24 protein-coding genes are annotated in these 23,338 nt (G+C 40.2%); 5 read left to right on the top strand and 19 right to left on the bottom strand.

Features of this window, described 5'->3' with window-relative positions; all coding sequences use genetic code 11:
- Window positions 1-44: 44 nt before the first annotated feature.
- The 12 genes from NMS_RS12915 to tpx form a co-directional block, all read right to left on the bottom strand.
- The gene (locus NMS_RS12915; protein ID WP_041497223.1) at window positions 45-1,226 is read right to left on the bottom strand and encodes an aspartate aminotransferase family protein; all 1,182 of its coding nucleotides are present in this window, start codon (window positions 1,224-1,226) and stop codon (window positions 45-47) included.
- Entirely contained in the window at window positions 1,223-2,914 is a 1,692-nt protein-coding gene (locus tag NMS_RS12910; protein WP_231862401.1) for an OstA-like protein, read from the bottom strand. Before NMS_RS12910 ends, NMS_RS12915 begins: the two co-directional genes overlap by 4 nt.
- Window positions 2,911-3,711: a hypothetical protein gene (locus NMS_RS12905; protein ID WP_041497222.1), complete on the bottom strand. Its 801-nt coding sequence runs from the start codon at window positions 3,709-3,711 to the stop codon at window positions 2,911-2,913. Before NMS_RS12905 ends, NMS_RS12910 begins: the two co-directional genes overlap by 4 nt.
- Window positions 3,689-4,489, bottom strand: a complete 801-nt coding sequence (locus NMS_RS12900; protein WP_041497221.1) for a hypothetical protein — start codon at window positions 4,487-4,489, stop codon at window positions 3,689-3,691. The genes NMS_RS12905 and NMS_RS12900 overlap by 23 nt, the downstream gene beginning before the upstream one ends.
- Window positions 4,489-4,725, bottom strand: coding sequence for a DUF6095 family protein (locus tag NMS_RS12895; protein WP_041497220.1), 237 nt, complete (start codon window positions 4,723-4,725; stop codon window positions 4,489-4,491). Before NMS_RS12895 ends, NMS_RS12900 begins: the two co-directional genes overlap by 1 nt.
- Window positions 4,725-5,540, bottom strand: a complete 816-nt coding sequence (gene murQ / locus NMS_RS12890) for an N-acetylmuramic acid 6-phosphate etherase (protein ID WP_041497218.1) — start codon at window positions 5,538-5,540, stop codon at window positions 4,725-4,727. Before murQ ends, NMS_RS12895 begins: the two co-directional genes overlap by 1 nt.
- Window positions 5,541-5,614: 74 nt before the next feature.
- The gene (ribB, locus tag NMS_RS12885) at window positions 5,615-6,760 is read right to left on the bottom strand and encodes a 3,4-dihydroxy-2-butanone-4-phosphate synthase (RefSeq protein ID WP_041497217.1); all 1,146 of its coding nucleotides are present in this window, start codon (window positions 6,758-6,760) and stop codon (window positions 5,615-5,617) included.
- 35 nt (window positions 6,761-6,795) lie between these two features.
- Window positions 6,796-8,241 carry an LptF/LptG family permease gene (locus tag NMS_RS12880; protein WP_052476981.1) on the bottom strand — a complete coding sequence of 482 codons (1,446 nt, stop codon included), beginning with the start codon at window positions 8,239-8,241 and terminating at the stop codon, window positions 6,796-6,798.
- Between the two features lies 1 nt (window position 8,242).
- Window positions 8,243-8,914 (bottom strand): LolA family protein, encoded by a 672-nt coding sequence (locus NMS_RS12875; RefSeq protein ID WP_231862400.1) that lies wholly within the window; start codon window positions 8,912-8,914, stop codon window positions 8,243-8,245.
- Window positions 8,895-11,324, bottom strand: a complete 2,430-nt coding sequence (locus tag NMS_RS12870) for a DNA translocase FtsK (protein WP_041497215.1) — start codon at window positions 11,322-11,324, stop codon at window positions 8,895-8,897. Before NMS_RS12870 ends, NMS_RS12875 begins: the two co-directional genes overlap by 20 nt.
- Window positions 11,325-11,389: 65 nt before the next feature.
- Window positions 11,390-11,779: a diacylglycerol kinase gene (locus NMS_RS12865; protein WP_041497214.1), complete on the bottom strand. Its 390-nt coding sequence runs from the start codon at window positions 11,777-11,779 to the stop codon at window positions 11,390-11,392.
- Window positions 11,780-12,280, bottom strand: a complete 501-nt coding sequence (tpx, locus tag NMS_RS12860; protein WP_041497212.1) for a thiol peroxidase — start codon at window positions 12,278-12,280, stop codon at window positions 11,780-11,782.
- 159 nt (window positions 12,281-12,439) lie between these two features.
- On the opposite strand from tpx, the gene NMS_RS12855 reads away from it, so the two are divergent.
- Window positions 12,440-13,378 carry a LysR family transcriptional regulator gene (locus NMS_RS12855; protein WP_041497211.1) on the top strand — a complete coding sequence of 313 codons (939 nt, stop codon included), beginning with the start codon at window positions 12,440-12,442 and terminating at the stop codon, window positions 13,376-13,378.
- A 55-nt stretch (window positions 13,379-13,433) separates the two neighbouring features.
- On the opposite strand, the gene NMS_RS14050 is transcribed toward NMS_RS12855, so the two are convergent.
- The 3 genes from NMS_RS14050 to holA form a co-directional block, all read right to left on the bottom strand.
- Entirely contained in the window at window positions 13,434-13,646 is a 213-nt protein-coding gene (locus NMS_RS14050) for a hypothetical protein (protein WP_041497210.1), read from the bottom strand.
- 157 nt (window positions 13,647-13,803) lie between these two features.
- Entirely contained in the window at window positions 13,804-14,802 is a 999-nt protein-coding gene (gene menA / locus NMS_RS12845) for a 1,4-dihydroxy-2-naphthoate octaprenyltransferase (RefSeq protein WP_041497208.1), read from the bottom strand.
- The gene (gene holA / locus NMS_RS12840) at window positions 14,799-15,806 is read right to left on the bottom strand and encodes a DNA polymerase III subunit delta (protein ID WP_041497206.1); all 1,008 of its coding nucleotides are present in this window, start codon (window positions 15,804-15,806) and stop codon (window positions 14,799-14,801) included. The genes menA and holA overlap by 4 nt, the downstream gene beginning before the upstream one ends.
- Window positions 15,807-15,839: 33 nt before the next feature.
- Here holA and NMS_RS12835 point away from each other — a divergent pair, with 33 nt between their 5' ends.
- The 3 genes from NMS_RS12835 to NMS_RS12825 all read left to right on the top strand — a co-directional run bounded on the left by NMS_RS12835 (window position 15,840) and on the right by NMS_RS12825 (window position 18,244).
- Complete coding sequence (locus tag NMS_RS12835) at window positions 15,840-16,286, top strand: type I restriction enzyme HsdR N-terminal domain-containing protein (RefSeq protein ID WP_041497205.1); 447 nt, start codon at window positions 15,840-15,842, stop codon at window positions 16,284-16,286.
- Window positions 16,283-17,287 carry a glycosyltransferase family 2 protein gene (locus tag NMS_RS12830; RefSeq protein ID WP_041497204.1) on the top strand — a complete coding sequence of 335 codons (1,005 nt, stop codon included), beginning with the start codon at window positions 16,283-16,285 and terminating at the stop codon, window positions 17,285-17,287. Before NMS_RS12835 ends, NMS_RS12830 begins: the two co-directional genes overlap by 4 nt.
- Before the next feature lie 84 nt (window positions 17,288-17,371).
- The gene (locus NMS_RS12825) at window positions 17,372-18,244 is read left to right on the top strand and encodes an OmpA/MotB family protein (protein WP_041497743.1); all 873 of its coding nucleotides are present in this window, start codon (window positions 17,372-17,374) and stop codon (window positions 18,242-18,244) included.
- A 214-nt stretch (window positions 18,245-18,458) separates the two neighbouring features.
- Here NMS_RS12825 and NMS_RS12820 read toward each other — a convergent pair whose 3' ends face one another.
- The gene (locus NMS_RS12820; protein WP_041497202.1) at window positions 18,459-19,067 is read right to left on the bottom strand and encodes a YqaA family protein; all 609 of its coding nucleotides are present in this window, start codon (window positions 19,065-19,067) and stop codon (window positions 18,459-18,461) included.
- Window positions 19,068-19,206: 139 nt separating this feature from the next.
- On the opposite strand from NMS_RS12820, the gene NMS_RS12815 reads away from it, so the two are divergent.
- Window positions 19,207-20,739 (top strand): DEAD/DEAH box helicase, encoded by a 1,533-nt coding sequence (locus tag NMS_RS12815; protein WP_231862399.1) that lies wholly within the window; start codon window positions 19,207-19,209, stop codon window positions 20,737-20,739.
- A gap of 99 nt (window positions 20,740-20,838) precedes the next feature.
- Here the strand turns inward: NMS_RS12815 and NMS_RS12810 are convergent, their stop codons facing one another.
- The 3 genes from NMS_RS12810 to rdgB are packed head-to-tail and all read right to left on the bottom strand — an operon-like array spanning window position 20,839 to window position 23,334.
- Window positions 20,839-21,891 (bottom strand): M28 family metallopeptidase, encoded by a 1,053-nt coding sequence (locus tag NMS_RS12810; protein WP_041497200.1) that lies wholly within the window; start codon window positions 21,889-21,891, stop codon window positions 20,839-20,841.
- A gap of 11 nt (window positions 21,892-21,902) precedes the next feature.
- The gene (locus tag NMS_RS12805) at window positions 21,903-22,703 is read right to left on the bottom strand and encodes a carboxypeptidase-like regulatory domain-containing protein (RefSeq protein ID WP_041497199.1); all 801 of its coding nucleotides are present in this window, start codon (window positions 22,701-22,703) and stop codon (window positions 21,903-21,905) included.
- A 43-nt stretch (window positions 22,704-22,746) separates the two neighbouring features.
- Complete coding sequence (gene rdgB / locus NMS_RS12800) at window positions 22,747-23,334, bottom strand: RdgB/HAM1 family non-canonical purine NTP pyrophosphatase (protein ID WP_041497198.1); 588 nt, start codon at window positions 23,332-23,334, stop codon at window positions 22,747-22,749.
- Window positions 23,335-23,338 lie beyond the last annotated feature (4 nt).

Raw genomic sequence — 23,338 nt, 5'->3', positions numbered from 1 at the left:
TAAATCTATTGTCAACATCTTATAAACAGTGAAAACAGGAGGTTCTAAGGGTAGAATTCATCCACCACATCGCATAGAATTGTGCATGCTTTATCAATCTCCTCCATTGTCACTGTATAGGGCGGCGTGATGCGTATAGCGCGCTTTTCAAAAAGAAGCAGAAAGAAAATGACACCTCGGTTTCGACACTCGTCAACTATGGCAGCCGTGTGTTTATCGTCGGGCAATATGGCAGCCAGCATGAGCCCTTTACCTCTTACTTGTTTGATGTTTGAGGAGTTTAAGCTTTCGCGAAAGCGTGCTTCCTTCAATTTCACAGCATCCATTAAGCTTTCTTCTTCAATCGCATTTAAGGTTGCGAGTGCTGCCGATGCAATGACCGGATTACCGCCAAATGTGGTAATATGTCCTAGCATAGGGGCGCTCTTAAAATGCGATAAATGAGCCACACTAGCCGTCAAAGCACCAATGGGGAGTCCACCACCCAAGCCCTTGCCACTCACCACCATGTCTGGTATAAAATCATAGTTCTGAAAATGCCACATGGTACCGGTGCGACCTACACCTGGCTGGATCTCGTCTAGAATGATTAATACGCCCAGCTGATCACAGATCTTTCTCAATTGTTTGAGCCATTCTGGATGCGGTAGGATAAAACCGGCAGCACCTTGTATGGTTTCTAAAATCACGGCTGCAGTTTTGTTACTAATACGTCGCAGATCAGGAATACAATTAAATTTGATATGACTAATGTCTGGAAGCAGCGGGCGGAAAGGCGCTTTGCGTTCTTCATAATCCATGAGGCTCAGCGAGCCCATGGTGTTGCCGTGATAGGAGTGATGCATCGCAATAATTTCCCTGCGCTTAGTAACCGTACGAGCTAGTTTGATAGAAGCTTCAATAGCTTCTGTACCGCTGTTGACCAGGTAGGTCATCCTCAACGGCTCTGGTAATGTGGAAGCGATCTTCTTGCAAAGCTCTACCGCTGGCGCTTGTGCATACTCACCGTAGACCATGACATGCATATACTGATCTACTTGTGCTTTGATCGCCTGGGTAACTTTAGGATGGCAATGTCCCAGCGGCAAGGCACTGACTCCCGCAACCATATCTAAATACGAGTTTCCATTTATATCATAGATATAGCTGCCTTCTGCACGAGCAATTTCTAATCCAGGTGCATAAGGAGTGGTAGGGGCTTGGTATGTGAAGAAGTCCTTTTTCAATTCTCGCCGGTTCCTTCTATATTTTCCAGTTTATCTTTTTTCCTGGTTTTCAATTGATCCTTCTTCAATTCGCTATTTTCATTCAATTCTTTAGAATTCTCTACGTCAAAAAAGTCTTTTTCTGCTTGTGGGAGTGGTAGCCCTTGAATTTTAATTTGTTTGGGTACTGGTTTTCCTTTGAATAAATCCTCAATGGAAAATAATTGCTCCTCTCCACGCCAATTCAGCCCTCGAAGCGTTCTCGCATTCTCAGGTAATTCGTCTGGAGGGAAGGTGGTACCTCGCACATCATCAAAATTAGTATTTAAGATCACATCGCCATCTTCAAACTCCAGCACCATACGGCCACTGGTTCTTTTATCAATACCTATCAATTCTTGAATGTCATTGCGCACATAGATCAAATGCTCTACATTTTTATTGATGTTCACGATGTCCAACTGATTGTCTTTAAAAAAACCGACGAGCTCTTTTCCTTTAATTTGATTGAAACCTCCCAGTGTATCTTTATCAACTATAAAAGCATTGTAAAACACATGAAGCGAGTCCAGCTTTTCCGTCTTTACGTTGCTTTGTATAAAAATGCTGTCGCCTGTCATTTGGCTTTTTCCAATCCATAAAATGGGTTTGCCTATCATTTTAGTCAGCCCTGTGGTTTGCCTGGACACAATACTATCCGACTTCCCGCTTAAATCTTCTTTGAACAAGCGCACTCCATAAAATCCACGAACTAAGCGATTCGCTTGTTTACCTGTGACCATCAGGGTGTCAGCATGAATGTACACGCTGTCTTTGTCTTGAACAGAAATTGCTACAGCCCGTTTTGTCATATACACTGAATCCTTATCTCGATACACTTCCGCATAATCGCCTTTTATGACTGAGTTGTTGATGGTGTCTGTAATGACGATATTATTTACTGCACTGGCAAAATTTCTCCCTCGATTGAAATACAAACTGTCGCCCTTGACGTTCCTATCGTCATAATCTATACTTGAATTCTTGACGAAATAACCCTGATCTGCCCTGGTATCATAAAAACCCCTCTCACAATATACCTTGCTTGTTTTTCCAGTGATGGTAGAAGGTCCATACATATAGGCATGACCTGTATCTGAATAGAAATTAAGATGATTGGAATTAATCACATATTCAGGATTAGTCACTACCACATTTGAAAGAAATTGGTATTTCTTATCTTTCATAAAATAGCGTCCCACACGACTTTTGAGAGTACTCGCAGTATCCCTTACAGTACCACCACTGCGGTAATAGGCTTGCTGTTTTGCCCGGTCAAAATAGAGAGTATCGGTTTGTAAGGTAGATTCAGGACTGCGCATGTTGACGCTGCCGCTGGCATAAGCCAATTGGGAATTCCCATTGTATTCTGCATATTTTGAATTCATCTGGATCGTATCGCCTTGATTCATGCGCACATTTCCTATGGCTTTAATGAAGTTACTGTTTTGATAAAACACAGCCTTGTCACAATACATTTCTATGCCGCGGTGGTTTACAAACACTTGGTTTCCTGTATTTCTTAAGTAAATAATCGCTCCAGGGAACTGCGCCTCATCGACCGTAGTAAATGGCGATTCTACCTGTATGGAACTTGCATCGGGCTGGGTTTGAGCCATGGACAATGCAGCAACCATAAAAAATAGAATGAATTGAAGTGATTTCATCATAAGTTTAAATTCAATGAAGATATAGATATCCATTCCAATCCAGTGGGTAGTGCATCTACAGTACTAATGATAACTTTAGAATCTGCGTTATATTTTGCATCTGGACTTTGTACAATTTCTTTTACTTCATATTTCACGATATTCCATCCTTGCTGGATATCCACCTGATATGTTATTGAAGAGCTATAACTATCCTCATTATCGTTGGAGAATAGATTTTCTACAGCACTAGTACCGTTTAAGCGTACTGGTTTTTCAGCATACAGAAAATAGTAGAGCCAACCTTCAACCGCTTGATGTTGTGAGGGATAGAGCAGGTGCTGCATAAAAGCTTCACTGGATGCTGCAAAAATTGCTGTACTAGCTGCATCATTTTGCAAGACCTCAAAGCCATAGTATTTTCCAGCGAGTGCTAAAGGTACTTCGGCTCCTTGAAATGAAAGTCCTTCGGTTTGCTGAAATGATTCTCGAGCTGTAGGAATCATCATTTCATAGGGTGCACCTTCTTGAGAGTTCGCTTTCGCGAAAGCGTCCTGCGTCATCTTTAAAAAATGATCAGGGAGTTGGATACTTAATTCACCATTGGGGTTGATGTATCCAATGATATGAGGTTCGACAAAAAAGCCCATACCATTAACGGATGCTGCTCCCTGATCCCATTGGGTTAAGGTGCCAGTGAGTTCTATAGCCTTTCCATTTTTATCCTCAGGTTTTTTGCAACTGGTTAAAAGAAGGAAACCTGTAAAACAGAGAAGCAGGGTTTTGATTTTCAAACTAGAGTTGGATTTGTGAAGCATCGCTAGGTTTCTGAAATAAAGAGGAGTCCATGGCGCTGAAACGTAAATTTGACAATTTCGCCTCACCTATCACTTGTGTTGTATCGACTGATTCCCCATAATTATAAAATTTCCAGGTATGAGCGATAGGAATGCCGTTTACCTCTTTATAATCTTCATAGGCGATGGCATGAGCATTTTCTGCGGCTTGATCTACCGGCGTTCCACCATAAGTAACAATGTAGCCGGCATAATGAAGTAAATTAGTGTCTGCATAGGTGTATAAGTCATACCAATCGTCTGGCGCATCGCCAGTGCCTGCTTCAAATGAAAGTCTTAAATGCTCGTTCACAGCGTCTTGATTCTTCAACGTGATTTGAGTTCCGGGATCCGTTAATTTATAAGGCAAACTGAAAAAATAACTCCAAGTAAAAACGTCGAATCTTGCTCCATTTTGAGAAGCGCTTTGTGGCGCAAGCCATACGTTTGTACCGTCATAAAGCAGGACTTCTCCATTATTCTTTTCGATACGCACAAATCTAGAATCGGTAGAAATAAAGACTGTAGCATCCAACCGATCTTGCCCTCCAAAATTGAGGTCTATATCAAACGAAACCACTTCCTGTTGAAGAAAAGCCCCTTTATGATGAGCTGTTTCAATCTTTTCAACAAACTTTTCGGCATCGCTCAAGGTGTTGTCGATTGCCAAGTCATTATTCTCTGAGACCTCTTTTTCTAAGTCTGCCTTGCATGCTACCAGAGTCATTAGAGCGCAAACTATATATAAAATATTTTTCATTACCTGGTTTTATTGGTTTTAAACATGGAATCCAAAATGATTTGAATGCCGTTATACATAAATACGATGGCCAAAATGGCAAATGCAATTCCCGGCATCAAGAAAATAATGGGATGATCGCTTCCAGCACCTATATAAATCAAGACTGGTCCTAGAACAAAAAAAGGAATGGATAGCATTAGCTTTTTGATTCCTTTGCTTAATACGTCACGGTCTGTGGAGGGTTGTTCTGACATTAGCACATACCTATATGATCCAACACGTTGCGCACACTGCCATATTTATTTAGCAGTTCTTGCGCTCTCTCGTAATCTAACTTAGTGGTTTCCATGATCATTCTGGTTCCACGGTCTACCAGTTTATCATTGCTTAATTGCATATCTACCATCTTATTTCCTTTGATATGGCCCAGCTTGATCATGACACTAGTACTAATCATATTTAAAATCATTTTTTGTGCGGTTCCCGCTTTCATCCGACTGCTCCCTGTCACAAATTCAGGACCAACTGTTGGTACCATGGAATATGTAGCGATTTGATCTAACGGGCTTCCAGGGTTGCAACAAATTCCACCGGTAAGAATATTTGCTGTATTACAAGCTTCTAGCCCGCCGATAACGAAGGGTGTTCTCCCACTGGCCGCAATGCCTATAACGGTGTCTTGGCTGGTAATACCAAACTCTTTTAAATCCTTGAAAGCTTGCTCCCGATCATCTTCTGCATTTTCTACAGCATTTCGAATCGCCCGGTCGCCACCGGCAATGATTCCTATGACTTTATCTGGTGCTACACCAAAAGTAGGAGGACATTCGCTAGCGTCTAGTATACCTAATCTACCGCTGGTGCCAGCGCCTATGTAAAATAGCCTTCCGCCAGCCGACATCTTTTCAACAACAGCGTTTACAAAATCTTCTATTTGAGGTATCACTTTTTGGACCGCTAGTGCTACCTTTTGATCTTCAGAGTTTATAGCATGCAGCAATCCAGCCGTATCCATTTTTTCTAGGTCGTTATGATTAGAATCCTGCTCTGTTATATTCCTAAACTCCATAATATGCTTCTGTATGTATGAGTCAACTTTGATACTTAAGCGCCTTAGTCTGCCAGAAAGGAAGCTATGAAACTTTAATAACCTACAATTTCGACAATTTCTAAATCGTAACCTATCATTCCTATACGTTTGCTCTGCTCGCTGTTGGTCATCAATTTTAATTTTGAAATATTGAGATCGTGTAAAATTTGAGCTCCGATACCGTAATCTTTATTGTCTAGGTTTCTTCTCGGAGCTTTAGTGGTACCATTTTCTTGAAGCTCTTTTAATTGTTCCAAACGGCCTAACATATTTTCTGGCTCAAACTGCTGGTTGATAAATACAATCGCACCACGGCCTTCTTGATTCAAACGTTCAAACATGGCGTCTAACTTACGATCTGCCTCTGAAGTTAGTGTTGAAAAAAGATCGTTGTTAACTTGTGTAGAATTCATTCGAGTCAGCACCACATCATCATGATCCCAATCGCCTAAGGTCAAGGTTATATGAATTTGATCATTAGTAGTTTGCTGGTACGCGCGCAGTCGATATTCTCCAAATCTAGTCTTGAGCATGAAGTCTTCCTTCTTTACAATAAGACTGTCGTGCTTCATTCTGTAAGCAACTAGATCTTCAATGCTCACTAATTTTAGATCGTGTTTCTTAGCCACCTCCACTAATTGTGGAAGTCGAGCCATGGTCCCGTCTTCATTCATGATCTCTACAATAACCCCTGCTGGCTCATGACCTGCAAGCCTTGCAAAATCCACTGCCGCTTCTGTATGGCCAGTACGACGCAATACGCCGCCATCTTTCGCTCTTAAAGGGAAAATATGTCCTGGCTTACTCAAATCATGGGACTGAGTTTCTTTATTGATGATAGATTGTACTGTAAGAGCACGATCTTGTGCACTAATTCCAGTAGTTACTCCATGCCCACGTAAATCAACAGAAACTGTAAAAGCCGTCTCCATGGGGTCGGAATTGTTATTGACCATCATGCTCAAGTCCAATTCTTTCACTCGTTTTTCTGTGATGGGACAACAAATCAATCCACGGCCATGAGTGGCCATAAAATTGATCATTTCTGGGGTGACGGATTGTGCGCTAGCTAGAAAATCGCCTTCGTTTTCTCGGTTTTCATCGTCTACAACGATGATAACTTTACCGTTTTTGATATCCTCGATGGCATCTTCTATACGATCTAATTGGACCGTGGTATCCTGCTGTACTGTGACCATTTGTCTTGCTCTCAATTTGAAGACAAAGATAAGGATTAAGGCGTTGCAGCTGGAGTCTTCCGCTTCTTTTTGAAGCGTTTGAGCAAAGAATCCAAGGTGAAGTTAATATTGAAAAAGCCTTGATCTGTAGTAGCGCGGTAGGTTAAAAACACACCAATAGGAAAAATTATTAGGGTACTCATCCATGACCCTATCCATGCAGGGAAAGCGCCCTCTGCGGCGGCTTTTTCTGCAAAAATCCCTATAAAGTGGTAGGTGAGGAAGAACATAGTGGCCACTACTAATGGCAGTCCCATACCGCCTTTTCTAATAATAGCACCTAAAGGTGCTCCTATAAAGAACAAAATGATACAAGCCACTCCCAGCACATATTTCTTATGAATCTCCATCTCATACTTATTCAGTCGAACTAATTCACGCTGCAATTGCTCTTGCCTCGTTCGTAAGACATACTCTTGCTGAGTCACTTTATTCATAGCGTCTTCTATGGTTCGCCGTTGTTGGTACGCATTTAGTCTTTCAAAAAAGGGGGAATCATCAGGTTCCTCTTTCATGTAATCCTTAATGATGTTCGTCAAACGATTCGGAGCCCATTTAGAATGTTGGGTTTGATTGTAAACATCCTTGTTTTCATTGAACTTATAGGAAAAGGAATCGATTTGAGATTTAAGCTCATGAATTTTGAGCATTTGATGATCATCCGTCACATTTTCACTGTCCATGTCCACATCGTTGAGAGCAGAAACGTCCACATTTAAAGTATAGGTGTCGAAATAACTTTTTACAAAAGGAGAGGAGGCTCTTTTAGTAGGATTTTCAACGAATAAATCCTCATAATAATTCCCATTGGAAAGGACTAATTGGATAATGTCAGACTTTAATGAACTCTTCAGCTCTCCTTTTTCGCTTTTAATGACAGTCCAGTTTCCAGAACGTAGTGGATTTTTTCTATGAATGATAACGTCAGTCAAATATTGACCACGATCACCACTTTTATCAGCTACTTTAATATTGATATCTGCCAGTTGATTAAAAACATTCTTGCTAATCGCCATGGCAGGTTTCACCTGGGCGATATTCCTGCGCAGGTTCCGCTGTTTTAGGTGACCCCAGGGGATCACAGTATTGGCAAATACAAAGCTGGTGACTCCCAGGGTGATTATCACAACAGTTAAGCTGAGCATCGCACGTTGTAGCGAGATACCATTAGATTTCATTGCAGCAAACTCATAGTTTTCTGCCATGTTACCAAAAACCATAATCGACGCCAGCAAAATACTCAAAGGCAAGGCTAGAGGAACAATTACTGGAATGGTATACGCCATGAACTTTGCAATAGTTACAAAGTCCAGGTCTTTACCGGCAATATCTTTAATGTAAAGCCAGATCGCTTGAAGGATAAGAATGAACATTAACACAATAAAGACGCTTAAAAACGTCTTTATAAATTGTGTCAATATGTAACGATCTAGTATTTTCAATCTAGTTCATTTCTTCAATATCCCAGCCTTTGTACTGACTAGGATCAAAGATAAAACTGCTTTTAGGCAGCGGTTGATTGGTCTTGAATGACTTTAAGGTAAAAGTGATGACCGTACCGCTACGCTCTGTGATAATGGTGTTGTAAATATGCTTTGTGTTCGCATCAATACCTAACAAAATACTTTTATAATCAGATCCAGATTTGATAGGCTTCAATTTGACATATTGAATTTTTCTACCGTTCATATTCTGCACGATATCTAGCTCTTTCGTGTACCCTTTTTGATAAAAGGTCATGATGTTAGAAGGGTTGATCATCTCACTGCCATCATTGTTTTGGGTAGCCACAGTTACCTGTTCATCCTCACGATTGATGGTGTACAATTTTTTACCATCAAACATATAGGTGGTACCATTATAAGTTGCATTGTATTTATTGCCGCTCAATTTTGCTTCCCCTTGTAAATCAGTGTCAAAATTGGCTTTGGTGTTTTTCAGGTTTCCTTTATAGGTAAACATGACGTTCTCATAGCCATTGTATTTTGCTGCTACTTCATCTAGCAATTTAGAGGCTTGGTTGGATTGTGCGATGGCCGCTTTCGCGAAAGCGAAAACCATAAAAGCTACCATATACATCTTCATCATTTTCATTTCAATTGTTCTTTTCTTCATTAAGAAATACTTCTAGTGAGGCGAGATCTGGAATTAGCACTTGTCTAGCTTTACTTCCTTCAAAACCACCTACAATTCCTGCAGCTTCTAACTGGTCGATAATTCTACCGGCACGATTGTACCCCAGTTTCAATTTGCGTTGCAGTAATGAGGCGCTTCCTTGCTGCGCTATCACTATGATTTCAGCAGCTTCTCGGAATTTTCCATCTCGCTCTTCGATACTAATATCAAGACTTGTGCCACCTTCCTCGCCTACGTATTCTGGCAACAAATGAGCGTCCGGATATGCCTTTTGAGAGCCTATAAAATCGACGATTTTCTCTACTTCAGGCGTGTCAACAAAAGCACATTGTATTCTTATGATCTCGTTTCCAGAGGTGTACAGCATATCTCCACGTCCTATCAACTGATCGGCGCCGCCACTATCTAGAATCGTACGGGAATCCACTTTTTGTTGAACTCTAAAAGATACACGGGCAGGAAAATTCGCCTTGATCATACCTGTGATAACATTTACAGAAGGACGCTGGGTAGCAATGATCAAATGAATCCCGATAGCTCTGGCAAGCTGTGCAAGCCTTGCAATAGGAGTTTCCACTTCTTTACCAGCGGTCATGATGAGGTCTGCAAATTCATCAACTACCAAAACAATGTATGGAAGAAACTTATGACCGTTAGCAGGATTCAGTTTGCGAGCTTTAAACTTCGCATTGTATTCTTTAATGTTGCGACACATCGCTTCTTTTAGAATGTCGTAACGCTGATCCATTTCAATACACAGGCTGTTCAATGTATTGATTACCTTAGAATTGTCCGTTATAATAGCCTCTGCACTGTCGGGAAGCTTTGCGAGATAATGGCGTTCAATTTTGTTGAATAAGGTAAGTTCAACTTTCTTAGGGTCCACCAGTACAAACTTAACTTCCGCGGGATGTTTGGAATAGAGTAGGGAAGTAAGCACTGCATTCAATCCAACAGATTTTCCTTGCCCTGTAGCACCAGCCATCAATAAGTGAGGCATTTTAGCAAGATCGACCACAAAGGTTTCATTGCTAATGGTTTTACCGAAAGCTATCGGTAATGCCATCTCTGCATTTTGAAATTTAGGAGATGCGATAACAGATCGCATGGAGACTATGGACGGATTCTGGTTGGGCACCTCAATACCAATAGTTCCTTTACCAGGAATAGGTGCAATAATGCGGATGCCTAATGCTGCTAATGAAAGCGCAATATCGTCTTCCAGATTTTTAATTTTTGAAATACGTACACCAGCTTCAGGTACGATTTCATATAAGGTCACGGTAGGACCTACAGTTGCTGTGATTTTAGCAATACCAATTTTGTAGTTTTTTAAAGTGTCTACAATACGATCCTTGTTTGCCTGTAACTCTTGTTCGTTAATCGTTATGGTTTTTCCCTTAGTATAATCCTTCAATAAATCGATGGGAGGGAATTGATAATTGCTCAATTCTAACGTAGGATCAAACTCGCCAAAATCTTGAACCAGTTTTGAAGCTTTATTGTCAAATAACTCTTCCTCTTCCACAGCTTGCTCTATTTCCATGCCTAGCTCGCCATCGGCTGCTGGGATGGAGGTGATTATTGGAGGTGCTGATTCTGATGATTTCAAATGTGGCTCTGCTACCTCTTCATCCTCTTCTGTTGGTTGAGTGATATCCTGGGAAGATTCCGCTTGTCCTTCTAGTGTAGATTTTTCCCACTCCTTCTCTTCATCAGTAAGACTGGCGGTGGTCAGGTCCTCTTGTTCAAAGCCTTCTTGGACTTCACGGGCTTTGGACTTGAAGTAAAGGCTCACTTTCTCGGGAGTCACTTTCAAACGTAATACAAGGTAAACAATCGCTGTAAACACCATAAATATGATGGCACCTATCAGTCCTATATAGTCTTGCAAAAAATCATTGAGTTCGTATCCTACTTTGCCTCCTAAAAGTGGATTTGCAGTATGAAAAAATCCAAAGAAAATTGAAAACCAAACCATCAACGGCAAACCCCAGATCCATAGGAGGGAAATACGCTTTCGCGAAAGCGAAAAAGCCCCACGTTTTGCTGCAAAAAGGTATATTCCAGTGATAATGACCAGTATCGCGATAGAATACGCCGCTACTCCAAAACCATCGTAAACAAATAAATCGCCTAACCAAGCCCCTAGTTTGCTTAACCAATTTTGAGCCACTAACTCTCTCTCTGACAGTCGACCAAGAATGCTCTGATCACTGCGCCAGGATAATAAAAATGAAGTAAAAGCGAGGAGCAATATTGCGCCTACAGCAATCATGAAAAAACCAACGATGATCTCTTGAAGTCGAGATAACTTGAACGACGGTATTGATGGGGAATTCCCCTTCTTAGACGACGTTTTTTTAGTTGTAGTTTTTTTGCGAGCCATAAAGCTTAGTGAACGAGCAAAAATAGGAATATTGTTGCGCAATTAAGAGGTCGCTCTACTTATGTTTAAACAAATAGTGGCTCAAGGAGGAGGACAAAATATGGGACGTAAATAATCAAACCTATTATTGATGCAATCACAGCCGCAAAAAACACGGAGCCAGCAGCAATATCCTTGATATGCCCAATCTTGACATGGTAATCTGGATGTATAAAATCAGCTACCGCTTCAATGGCAGAGTTTAAACCTTCAGCTGTTAACACTAGACCAATAGCAAAAATTTGAAACATCCATTGGGTCGAAGTAATCTGAAACAGAAACCCCATAATGGTTACGATCAATGCTAAAAACACTTGAACTTTTATGCTGGGTTCCTGTTTAATTAAAGCGACGGCACCATTGAATGCGTATTTGCATCCTTTAATCCTTCCCTTTATAAATAGGCTAAAAGACAATTATAAAAGAACTTTTAAGGCCTCTAGATAGTTTGGTTCTTCACCTATTTCTGGAACCTGCTGGTTGTAAATCACCTTACCATTTTCATCCAGCACCACAACAGCTCTCGAGTGAAATCCTGCAAATGGTCCATCTTCAATCGTCAACCCATAAGATTCACCGAAGTTACCGTCCTTAATATCGCTCAAATTCGTTACGTTTTTAGTGCCTTCATCATCTGCAAAACGCTTCATAGCAAATGGAGTATCCCTAGAAATACATAGAACCTGAGTATTGTCCAATTCCGTCGCACGTTTGTTGAAATTGCGTACTGAGGTCGCACAAACGTCTGTGTCAATACTTGGAAAAATATTCAGAATAACTCGTTGACCTTTAAAGTCTTCTAAAGTTACTTTAGAAAGGTCTGTTTTTATCAAATTGAAATTGGGTGCTTGAGATCCCACCTCAGGAAGTGTGCCTACAGTGTGGATTTCATTTCCTCCTAGAGTAATAGTTGCCATTGTTGTAATTTTTTGATGTGTTCTACGAAATTATTGAACCATGAAACGGTTTAAGTTCACAAAATGTTAAATTAAAATGTTCAAGAAGCATCAAAAAGTATTCTTTGTAGCCATAGAGGAATCACATGCTTTTCGGTAATTTTGTAGAAAATATCTATAATGACGATCACTCAGTTGAAATATGTGCTTGCTGTAGCTCAATATCAAAACTTCACTAAAGCGGCAAACAAGGTTTTTGTAACTCAGCCTACATTGAGTATGCAAATTCAGAAGCTTGAAGATGAGCTAGATGTTCAAATTTTTGACCGAACTAAAAAGCCTATAGAACTTACAGAAACGGGTCGAAAAATTGTGCAACAGGCTCATAATATCGTGAATGAAAGCGATCGTATTCAAGATATTGTCGATCAAGAGAAAGGCTTTATAGGTGGTGACTTTAAGATTGGTGTCATACCCACGGTCATGCCCACCTTATTACCTATGTTTCTCACTAACTTTATCAATAGATACCCAAAAGTGCGATTGCGTATTGAAGAGATGACCACTGATAATATTATCGAGGGACTTTTAGAAGGGTCGATTGATGCCGCAATAGCGGCCACACCCCTAGAGCATGATTTGATTAAGGAACGAGTCCTTTATTTTGAACCTTTTGTATGCTACGATCCTAAAAACGCTGGTAAGTCAAAGCAAAAAATGAAAGTGGAGGATATAGATACAGACGACTTACTTTTACTGGAAGATGGTCACTGTTTTAAAGACAGTATTTTGAATTTATGTAGAAGCTCAAGAGATACAGATCAAGAACGATTTACACTAGAAAGCGGGAGTTTTGAAACCTTGCTCAAACTTTCTGATGAGGGCTTAGGGATGACACTACTTCCATACTTGAACACCCTAGATCTATCACCTCATAAAATGGAAAATCTACGGTATTTTGAAGACCCTTCACCAGCTAGAGAGGTAAGTCTCATTTATCACAAGTCTGAATTAAAAATGCAAATTATTGAAGCCTTACAAACGGTAATCGCCGGAGTTATCAAAGGAGCTATTGCATTTAGTAACGTTCAAATCGTAAGCCCACTGGCTAAAAAGTAACCGCGGCTTTGTATTTATAGGTCTATACTGTTAGAAGTGAGATGACTTTAAAGAACTAGGTGGGTTGATTTACCATAATATAATGGGGAAGGCAAACGCTTAACTCTGGTTGCGTCTTATATAGATTTCTTAGCCAAATTTGGAGTTCTTGGATCTCAAAAGGAAGCAATCGATTCATGGCTTTATGAAGTTCTTTACAAAATAAAGTAGCGTCAAAGCTTACTTTTTCCAGAATCATTAAGGTATACTCAAACATTGCTCGGGCCATAATTTCTTGAATTAAAAGTAGAGTAGTGTTATTGCGATATTTCTAATTTTGGTCTTTTAAATATAGGAAAAATATTGAGAACACACAGCGTTAAGGAAATCAAAATTCTGTAAAAACTATTCTAATTTTCAATGTGCACTAGAATCTACAGCACTATTCACCACACGAGCACAGCTGTCGAAACAATGCAGAGCAACGCGAGTAAAAAAGTTGACAACGCCACTTTTTTCAATTCTGGATCAAGTAGAGCAGCGCTATTGTTCTTATAAACAGTGATGGTATGTATAGCAAGTGGAATAAATGCAAGTAATGGAAGGAAGGCGATAATGGAGGTGTTCGAACTCGTATGATTCGCTTCATCATAAATCCAGAAACTAAACAAACACATACAAACAGCCGCAGTAATCAATACAGCGTAGTGTAATTTTTTAGAACGATCCAGTCCTATTTGGACTGGTAAGGTATTCTTACCTGCCTTTTTATCGGACTCGATGTCTCTCATATTGTTCAAGTTTAATACTGCTGTGCTCATCAAACCAATCGTTATTGATGGAAGTAGTAGTTCCCATTCCATGCGTTCTGTAATCAGGAAGTAAATCCCCATCACGCTTACAGGACCAAAAAAGATAAACACAAACAAATCACCTAGCCCACGATAACCATAGGCATTATCGCCTATAGTGTACTTGATAGCTGCCCAAATAGCAGCTATTCCTAGTCCTAAATACAAAATAGAGATCAGTAACTGGTCTATACCTAGACTCACATAAATAAGGAGAACAGCACATACAAAAACAAGAATTGCTGTAACAATAATCGCTTTTTTCATTTGTGAGGGTGCAATCAAGCCACTTTGGATCGCTCTCATTGGGCCAATCCGGTCTTCATTATCAGTGCCTTTCACACCATCGCCATAATCGTTGGCAAAATTTGATAGTATTTGAAATCCTAGTGTAGTGATCAAAGCAAGAATAGGGATCCACCAGTTGAAAGTAAGTTCCAGGTTTATAACAGATAAGACTATTTGTGAGAAGTTCGCTTTCGCGAAAGCGATATCAAGATAAGCATAGCTGCTCCCCACAAGAATCCCGCTGATGCTCAATGGTAAGGTGCGTGGGCGTGCTGCGCTGATCCAGGCTCTAGTCACTGCTGTCATGCTGCCATTATTTTTACCATGGTTTCTTTCAAGAGGTCAGCTTGAGAAAGTTGATGAGCTCCTACACCTTTCGACTTCACATCCATTTCCAAGATCAATTTGATGGCACGACTGCAGTATTTCATAGGATAGTTGCGCACGGCGACCATTAGTTCATTTACAAAAAACGGGTTTATACCCACCGCTCTAGCGACATTCTTAGGGGACCGGTCATTCAAACCGTGCACCTTCAATAATTGAACAAAAAAACTGTGTAGTTGAGCGGTTGTTAGAACAATAGGATTGTCTTTTGGATTTTCCGCAAAGTAATTGATAATGCGGTGCACCTTAACGGTATCTCTGGATCCTATTGCCTTGCGCAACTCAAAATTATTAAAATCCTTAGAAAACCCTATGTTTTCCTCTATTACCTGTGGGGTTATAGGTAGCTCTTTTTTATGTACAATGGTCAGTTTGTCGAGTTCATTGCTCACCCTGCTCAAATCATTACCTATGAACTCTACTAGCATTTGTGTGGCCTTAGGGTCAATAGAATACCCTCGATCTTTTAAATGGCTGGTGATCCAGGCCGGCATACGGTCGTCATAAATAGGTTTGCTTTCAAAGACAAGTCCATTTTTCTTGATGTTTTTAAACACCTTAGTACGCCCATCTGGCTTTTTGTATTTATAATTGAATACTAAAATGGTGCTGGAAGATGGGTTGGCCATATAGCTTTCCATTTGCGCCATTTTAGAGGCCAGATGCTGAGCCTCTTTAATGATGATGACTTGATACTCTGCCATCATTGGAAATCTTTTAGCAGCTTCCACAATTTCTTCCACCTTAACGTCTTTACCATAAAGCACCATTTGATTGAATCCTTTTTCAGATTCATCTAGGACATTATCTTCAATGTAATCACTTATTTGATCTATAAAAAAAGGTTCATCCCCATGCAAGAAATAAATAGGAGCATATTTCTTGTTCTTAAGATCAGTTAGAATATTCTTGAGATCACTCATGTAGAGCCGTACTGCTTTTTGTAATATTGTGGAATGAAGGCACTGCGATTGCCGCCTGCAAATTTCAGGGTTAAAAGTACTGAAAAAGGGCGTTTCATTTTTGATCCCATCCGTAAAAAGTTTGTTTCCCTACAACCTGAAGAGTGGGTAAGGCAGCATATCATTCACTGGTTGCAAGAGTACAAGAATGTTCCAGCAAGTTTGATCAATGTAGAAAAGCAATTGCTTATTGCGGGTACTTCTAAAAGATACGATATTGTCGTTTTCTTTCCTGATGGCAGGGTAAACATTATAGTAGAGTGTAAGGCGCCCCAGATTCCTATAGATCAAAGCGTCTTTGATCAAATTGCCAGATACAACTTGACTACAGATGCTAGCTATTTGATGGTAAGTAATGGCATGGAACACTATTTTTGCACCATGGATTATGAAAATCAGCGCTACGACTTTATCCCAGATTTACCAGAATACCACTCATGAAAATAGGAATTGTTATTCTCAACTGGAATGGAGTAGAGCTGCTCAAAAAGTTTCTGCCTACTGTTTTAGATCATTCTAAGGGTCATGCGGTCTATATAGCTGATAATGCCTCGACAGACGATAGTGTAAAATGGGTGAAAGAAAATCATCCTGAAGTGCAGATTCACCAGATTCCTACGAACTTGGGTTATGCAGGAGGTTATAATCATGTAGTCCCATTAATAAAAGAGGAGGTCTTATGTCTGCTCAATAGCGATGTTGAGGTAGCTCCTGGCTGGTGTGAAGCCATGGAGCAGGCTTTTAGTAGTGATCCTAATTTAGCCGCTGCGCAACCTAAAATATTAGATTATTATAATAAGGACAAGTTCGAATATGCCGGAGCTGCCGGCGGATTCCTTGATCAGCTGGGCTATCCGTATTGCCGCGGGCGGGTATTTGATTTTTTAGAAATGGATCATGGTCAGTACGATTATCGTATAGAAGTTGACTGGGCGAGCGGTGCAGCGTTGTTTGTTCGCAAAAGCGTCTTTGAAGATTGTGATGGTTTTGATGAAGATTATTTTGCACATCAAGAAGAGATTGACCTATGTTGGCGCATGCGACAGTTGGATTACTCAGTTCAAGTGATACCAGGTTCTCAAGTGTATCATATAGGTGGCGGAACCCTCAATAATTCAAACCCCAGAAAGACATTTTTGAATTTCAGGAACAGCTTGTTTACGGTTGTTAAAAACGATAAACGTTCGTACTGGTGGTTATTGATTGTCGGGAGATTGATACTTGACGGTCTAGCGGCAGTCAAGTTTTTGTTCAGTTTAAAACCTGCACATGTGATGGCGATATTGAAGGCTCATTTCGATTTTTACCGCCAATTTTCCAAGGTTTTAGCAATAAGAAAAAAAATAAATGAAAATAATGCGCGAAGCGCTGTAAATCAAGGTGTAAAATCTATTGTTATTTCATACTATATATTGGGTCACCGACGTTTGCACAACGAATAATCCTATTATAAACCTATGTTAACTTTGCTACAAGGTGTATAGAGGTTTCTATTTTTGAATGTTAATTTTAAACCTAAACCACAAATGAAAAAAATTGCCCTAGTTGCCCTAACTGCTTTAATGGCAGTATCCTGTGCATCAAAAAAGGATCTAGACGCAGCTCTAGAAAAACAACAACGTACTCAAGAGTTACTTGATTCAGCAACCGTTAGGTTAAACGCCTGCCTTGCAGAAGAGAAAGCTGCAGCTGCAGAACTTGCCGTAATGCGCAGCCAAGTAGCAGATTTGAGAGCAAACAATCAATCGCTTATCAACAATACAGGTGATTTGACCACGCTTTCTAAGAAAGGAGCAGAGAATCTTGAGAAGTCTTTAGAAAGCCTTCGTGAAAAAGACATGCAAATACGCACCCTAAACGATGCTATTACTAGAAAAGATAGTGTTACTCTAGCTTTAGTTACAAGCTTGAAAAGCTCACTTGGAAACTTGAATGATGAGGATATCAGCATCAATGTAGAAAAAGGAGTAGTATATGTTTCTATCAGCGACAAGTTGTTGTTTGCTAGCGGTAGTGCAAATATCAACAGCGCTGCAAAAAATGTATTAGGCAAGGTCGCTAAAGTTGTAAATGACAAGCCAGAGATTGAAATCATGGTAGAAGGTCACACTGACAATCAACCTATCAATACTCCTCTTTATAAAGACAACTGGGCATTGAGTTCTGCTCGTGCTGCATCTGTAACCAGATTGCTACAAGAGGATTTCAATGTTGACCCTAAGCGCATGACCGCTGCTGGTAGAAGTTACTACGTTCCTGTAGCAAGCAACGACACTGCTGAAGGTCGTGCTAAGAACAGACGTACAAGAATCATTGTACTTCCTAAACTAGACCAATTCTTTGATATGGTAGAGAAAGGAATGGAGCAAGCTAAAGCAAATGCTAAAGCTGGTAAATAGACCAAATGCTTCTTAAAGAATCAGCCTCCTTTTCAAAGGGGGCTTTTTTTATGCCAGATCGTAAGCCTTAAGTAAAAATAAGCTCTATTTATAAGTTGCTGGTGCGATTATAGTTCGCTTTCGCGAAAGCGAAAACAGCATAATCATATGGGTTTTAAAGCAAAGCACAAACAGCAGAGCGCTCTTGTGGGTAGACGGCTAATTAGAAACTTAACTAAACGATGGAGAAGATTGCCGCGCCATATAGTGCGAAACGTACAAATCGCAGCAACCCAATGATTACCCAACTCTTAAAAGGATAACGTAACATACCAGCTACAAGACTTCCTACTGAAAAAGGAAGGGGCAACAAGGCGCCAACAGCGATAAGAATACCTCCCCATTTTCTAGCCATGATCAGCTGTTTGGCCATTTTAACTTCAAGGTAATTGTGAACAGCAGGTATTTTAAGAGACCACCGTCCTAAAAAATAGGAACACATCCCTCCTAAGTAGGATAAGAGCGCAATCAAAAATAGGTTGAGCTCAGGCTCTGATGTTTTACCAGCCCATGCTATAAAAAGTTCTGGCGGGACAAGACCTAAGAGTGTCTCTGATACAAAGAAAAAAGCCAAAACTCCATAACTAGGTAATTCTGAAACGGCTAGATCCAAGGCCTCTGGCAATGGCATGACGAAAAAATGAAAGATCACTAAAAGTCCTACCACCACTAAAACAGGGGGCATAGATTTCTTGATGCTCTCTAAGACAAAGGAATAAAATCCTGTGATCTTATAATATTTATGAGCGCGTTGCGGTTGAAATTTATCTTTAAAAGAAGACATACTTTATTTCGAGATTGCAAAATTAACAATAACAATACCTCTTCGCTGTTAAATTCTCAACAATAAATTTTTTTCAATAAAGTCAACGGCATCGCTCGTTTCAAAGGATTTAAATTCCCTATTTTTGCAAATCTCAAAAATGAAAAACAATAAATTTATGGCTCCCGATCCTCAGGCGAAAATCAAAACTCTTTACGATTATCAAAAACGTGATCTAGGAGCGATTTTTGACCGCATCGACGATAAGCCAGACGACTATAAATTACTCTATCAACTGCCTACAGGTGGTGGTAAAACAGTAGTTTTTTCTGAGATTGTACGCAGGTACATCAAGCAGAAAAATAAGAAGGTGGTGATTCTTACCCACAGGATCGAGCTCTGCAAACAGACTTCTAAAGTACTGGACACCTTTAACGTCAAGAATAAAATCATTAATTCCAAGGTCAAGGAACTGGACGATCAAAAAGAGTTTCAGTGTTTTGTTGCGATGGTAGAAACCTTGAATAACCGTATTCAAGACGATAAACTTAAGTTGGAAGAAATAGGTCTAGTCATCGTGGATGAGGCGCATTACAATAGCTTCCGCAAGCTATTTAAGTATTTTGAACATTGCTTTATGCTGGGCGTTACAGCAACACCTTTAAGTTCCAACTTCAAGTTGCCTATGAAAGACAACTATGATGAATTGATCGTGGGAGACAGCATTACCTCTCTAGTAGAAAATGGATTTCTTGCGAGAGCGGTAACGCATACTTATGATGTAGGCTTGAGTGGACTGACCATAGGTATGAATGGAGATTACACGGTTAAATCCAGTGAGAAGCTCTATACAGATCAAAGCATGCAAGACAAACTGATGCAGTCTTACATGGAAACCTCCAAAGGGAAGAAAACCTTGATCTTTAATAACGGTATACGCACCAGTATAGAGGTGGAAGATACTTTTAGACGTGCTGGGATTGAAATCAGACATCTTGATAATACCAATACTAAAGAAGAGCGTAAAGAAATCCTGCGCTGGTTTAAGAAAAAGCCAGACGCGGTATTGACCTCTGTAAGCATCTTGACCACAGGATTTGATGAGCCATCTGTAGATTCTATTATTTTGAATAGGGCGACAAAGTCTTTGACCCTGTACTATCAAATGATAGGTCGAGGCTCACGTATTTATAAGGACAAGGAAGAGTTTCAAATTATAGATTTAGGTAATAACGTTGCGAGATTTGGTTTGTGGAATGAACCCGTTGACTGGCAACAAATCTTCAGGTCTCCAGATTTTTATACAGAGAATATTGTATCAGATGAAGAGATAGAGCGCAATTTTGTCTACAAGCTGCCAGATACAGTTAAAGCAGAATTCCCTAATACTTCAGACTTTGCGTTTGACGTACGAGGAGCCTATAAGCGAATTACTAAAGAGAACCGTAAGTCAAAAGAAGTACTGGATGAGTCCATTGCTCAACACGTGCAGTGGTGTGTGGAGAATAGTGAGGATGTGTTTGACGCACGTATTTTGGCTAAACTGCTTAAGGACGATATCAAGGACCGCATCCGCAGGTATTCCTATTGTATTATTAACAATACTAATAATTACAAAGATTGGCTGGAAGAAGATTACTACCGCAGGTTGCGCATTGCATTGCAGCAAGAATTTGCTGGGGTAGAGAGTTGATTTTAAAGAGTTCGCTTTCGCGAAAGCGAACTGCTCTACAGACTACACAAAAAAAACGCACCCGTGAGGTGCGTTTTTCAATTTTATAGGAAAAGTTGTCTATGATTTCAACGCAGGACGTTTATCGCCATTTGCTAATTCCCATGCCGTTGCAAAAATGAGTTGTGCTCTTTGTGCATAAAGATCATATTCAATTTTATCTGGAGTGTCCGATGCTTTGTGATAGTCCGCATGAGTTCCATTAAAATAGAAGATTACAGGAACATTGTTTTTAGCAAAGTTATAGTGGTCAGAGCGGTAGTAGAAGCGGTTAGGATCATCCTTACCGTTATAGGTATAGTCTAAGTCTAGATTGACCGTATTTTTGTTAGCCATCTCACTGATCTCATGCAAATCTTGACTCAACATGTCGCTACCGATGAGGTAAACGTAGTTGGATTCCTTTTCTCTTTTTGGGTCAATACGCCCTATCATATCCACGTTTAAGTCTGCGATAGTGTTTGCTAAGGGATATACAGGGTTTTCAGTATAAAATTGGCTTCCTTGTAGGCCTATTTCCTCTGCAGTAACATGTAAAAACAGGATAGACCTTTTAGGACCATGACCTTCTTTTTTGGCTTGTTGGAAAGCCTCAGCAATTTCTACTAAAGCGATAGTGCCACTACCATCATCGTCAGCTCCATTGTAAACCTCGCCATTGCGAGTTCCTATATGGTCTAAGTGTGCTGATATAACTAAGATTTCTTCTGGCTTTTCAGATCCTTCTATAAACGCTAAAACGTTTTCAGAAGTGATCTTTCTCTTCCCAAAAAACTCTTCTGGTATGGGTTGGAAATATTCTCCATTACCAGCACCGCCAGGCACATCCATAGCCATGTATTTTCCTTTCAGGTACTCTACAGCTTTACGTTGTCCTGGAGTCCCTGTCATACGACCTTCCATTTCATCGCCTGCATAGACGTAGAGTTGTTCCTTGAGCTCTGCAGCTGTAATGGTGTTCATGTATTTTGCTACTAAATCTACATCGTTTGTGGATGCACTAGTAGATGATACTGCTGGTGAGCTAGATTCAGTGCTTTGGTTTTTCACACTGTTGCAGCTGGCTAAGATAGCCACAGCCATACCAGCTGCTAGAAAATTGATTCGGGTCATAGTGATATTCATTAATTTTTGTTGAGCACCTTATACTCCTCATAGCATTCACTTATGGCATCGAGGATTTGAAGGTCGTTAGCTCCGGTTATAAATTCTTTTGAGTATTGGCAATTTCTTAAAATAGCATCGATGCTTATTTTATCCATCTGTAATAGGTTGACTAAGGTCTCTCTATCGTATTTGGACTGTAGGAGATTACGTATTTCGTCTTGTTCTTTGATTTGTCTTACTTTACGTAAAGATTTACCTTCTTTCCCAAAAACATTAAAGAGAAAGTCCGCTGGATTGAAGATGGAACTTAATACTTTGTTCACAGCACCAGGGCCTGACCCACCGGCTTCATAAGATTCAGGTAATCCGCTAATGCTGAAACGTCTACTCGCATATATAGGAGCTCGTTTTGCATCGATCTCTAGATATCCAGTAAGACCACTATCAGTAACGACTACATCTTCTAGAGCAATTCCTTTTTCAGTCATGGAAATGGTAACATCACCATACTTCAACCAGTCTTCCGTTACTCTTACATTGATGGTTTGAAATCCTAAATAGGAAAAATAAAGCGTGTCGTTAACGGCTGCTCTTATTTCAAAGGTCCCGTCTGTCTTAGTAATGGTACCTATAACCTTATTTAAGTTAACGATATTTACGTCCTCTAAAACGCTGTCATCCTTAGCATTGAGCACTTTTCCTCTAACGATGCCATTAGTTGCAGGTGAGGTGGTGGAGGAGCTGTTTTCGCCTTGAGCGATAACCAAATTAATGGACGCTATAAAAAGAAGCAAAAAGGCTAGGTAGTTCGATTTCATATAGGCTACTAAAATAAGGGATCTTGCGTATTTACTAGAATAATTAGTTGTCAATATTTAATGTCTCCAGAAACTGTACCATTTTTTGAAAGGCCTTACCGCGATGGCTAATTGCAGCCTTTTCTTGAAGATCCATTTCTGCAAAGGATTGACTGAATCCATCTGGTTGAAATACAGGGTCGTAGCCGAAGCCGTTATTGCCTGTCCTGTGTTCTAATATTTCACCTGTACAAATCCCTTCAAACAAATGCTGTACACCGTTTAAGTATAGCGAAATCACCGTCAAAAAATGAGCTGACCGGTCCTGTTTCCCCTTCAAGTTTTTTAATACCAAGTCAATATTATCATTCGAATCCCTGTTTTCTCCCGCATATCTCGCTGACCTTACTCCTGGAGCTCCATTTAGAGCTGGGATGATAAGCCCAGTGTCGTCTGCAAAAACTGGTTTGTTCAATCGTTTTCTCACATAATCAGTTTTCAGCACAGCGTTCTCTGCTATGGTTGACGCAGTTTCAGGAATTTCGTCGTGTAATCCGACATCTTCAAGGCTCAATAGTTTAATCCCTCCCGGCATCATCGCTTGAATTTCCTCAAGCTTATTAGGATTGTGTGTTGCAAATATGAGTTCCATAGAA

The sequence above is a fragment of the Nonlabens marinus S1-08 genome, from assembly GCF_000831385.1.
Lineage (GTDB): Bacteria > Bacteroidota > Bacteroidia > Flavobacteriales > Flavobacteriaceae > Nonlabens > Nonlabens marinus.
This window is presented reverse-complemented; position numbering and strand designations above follow the sequence as displayed.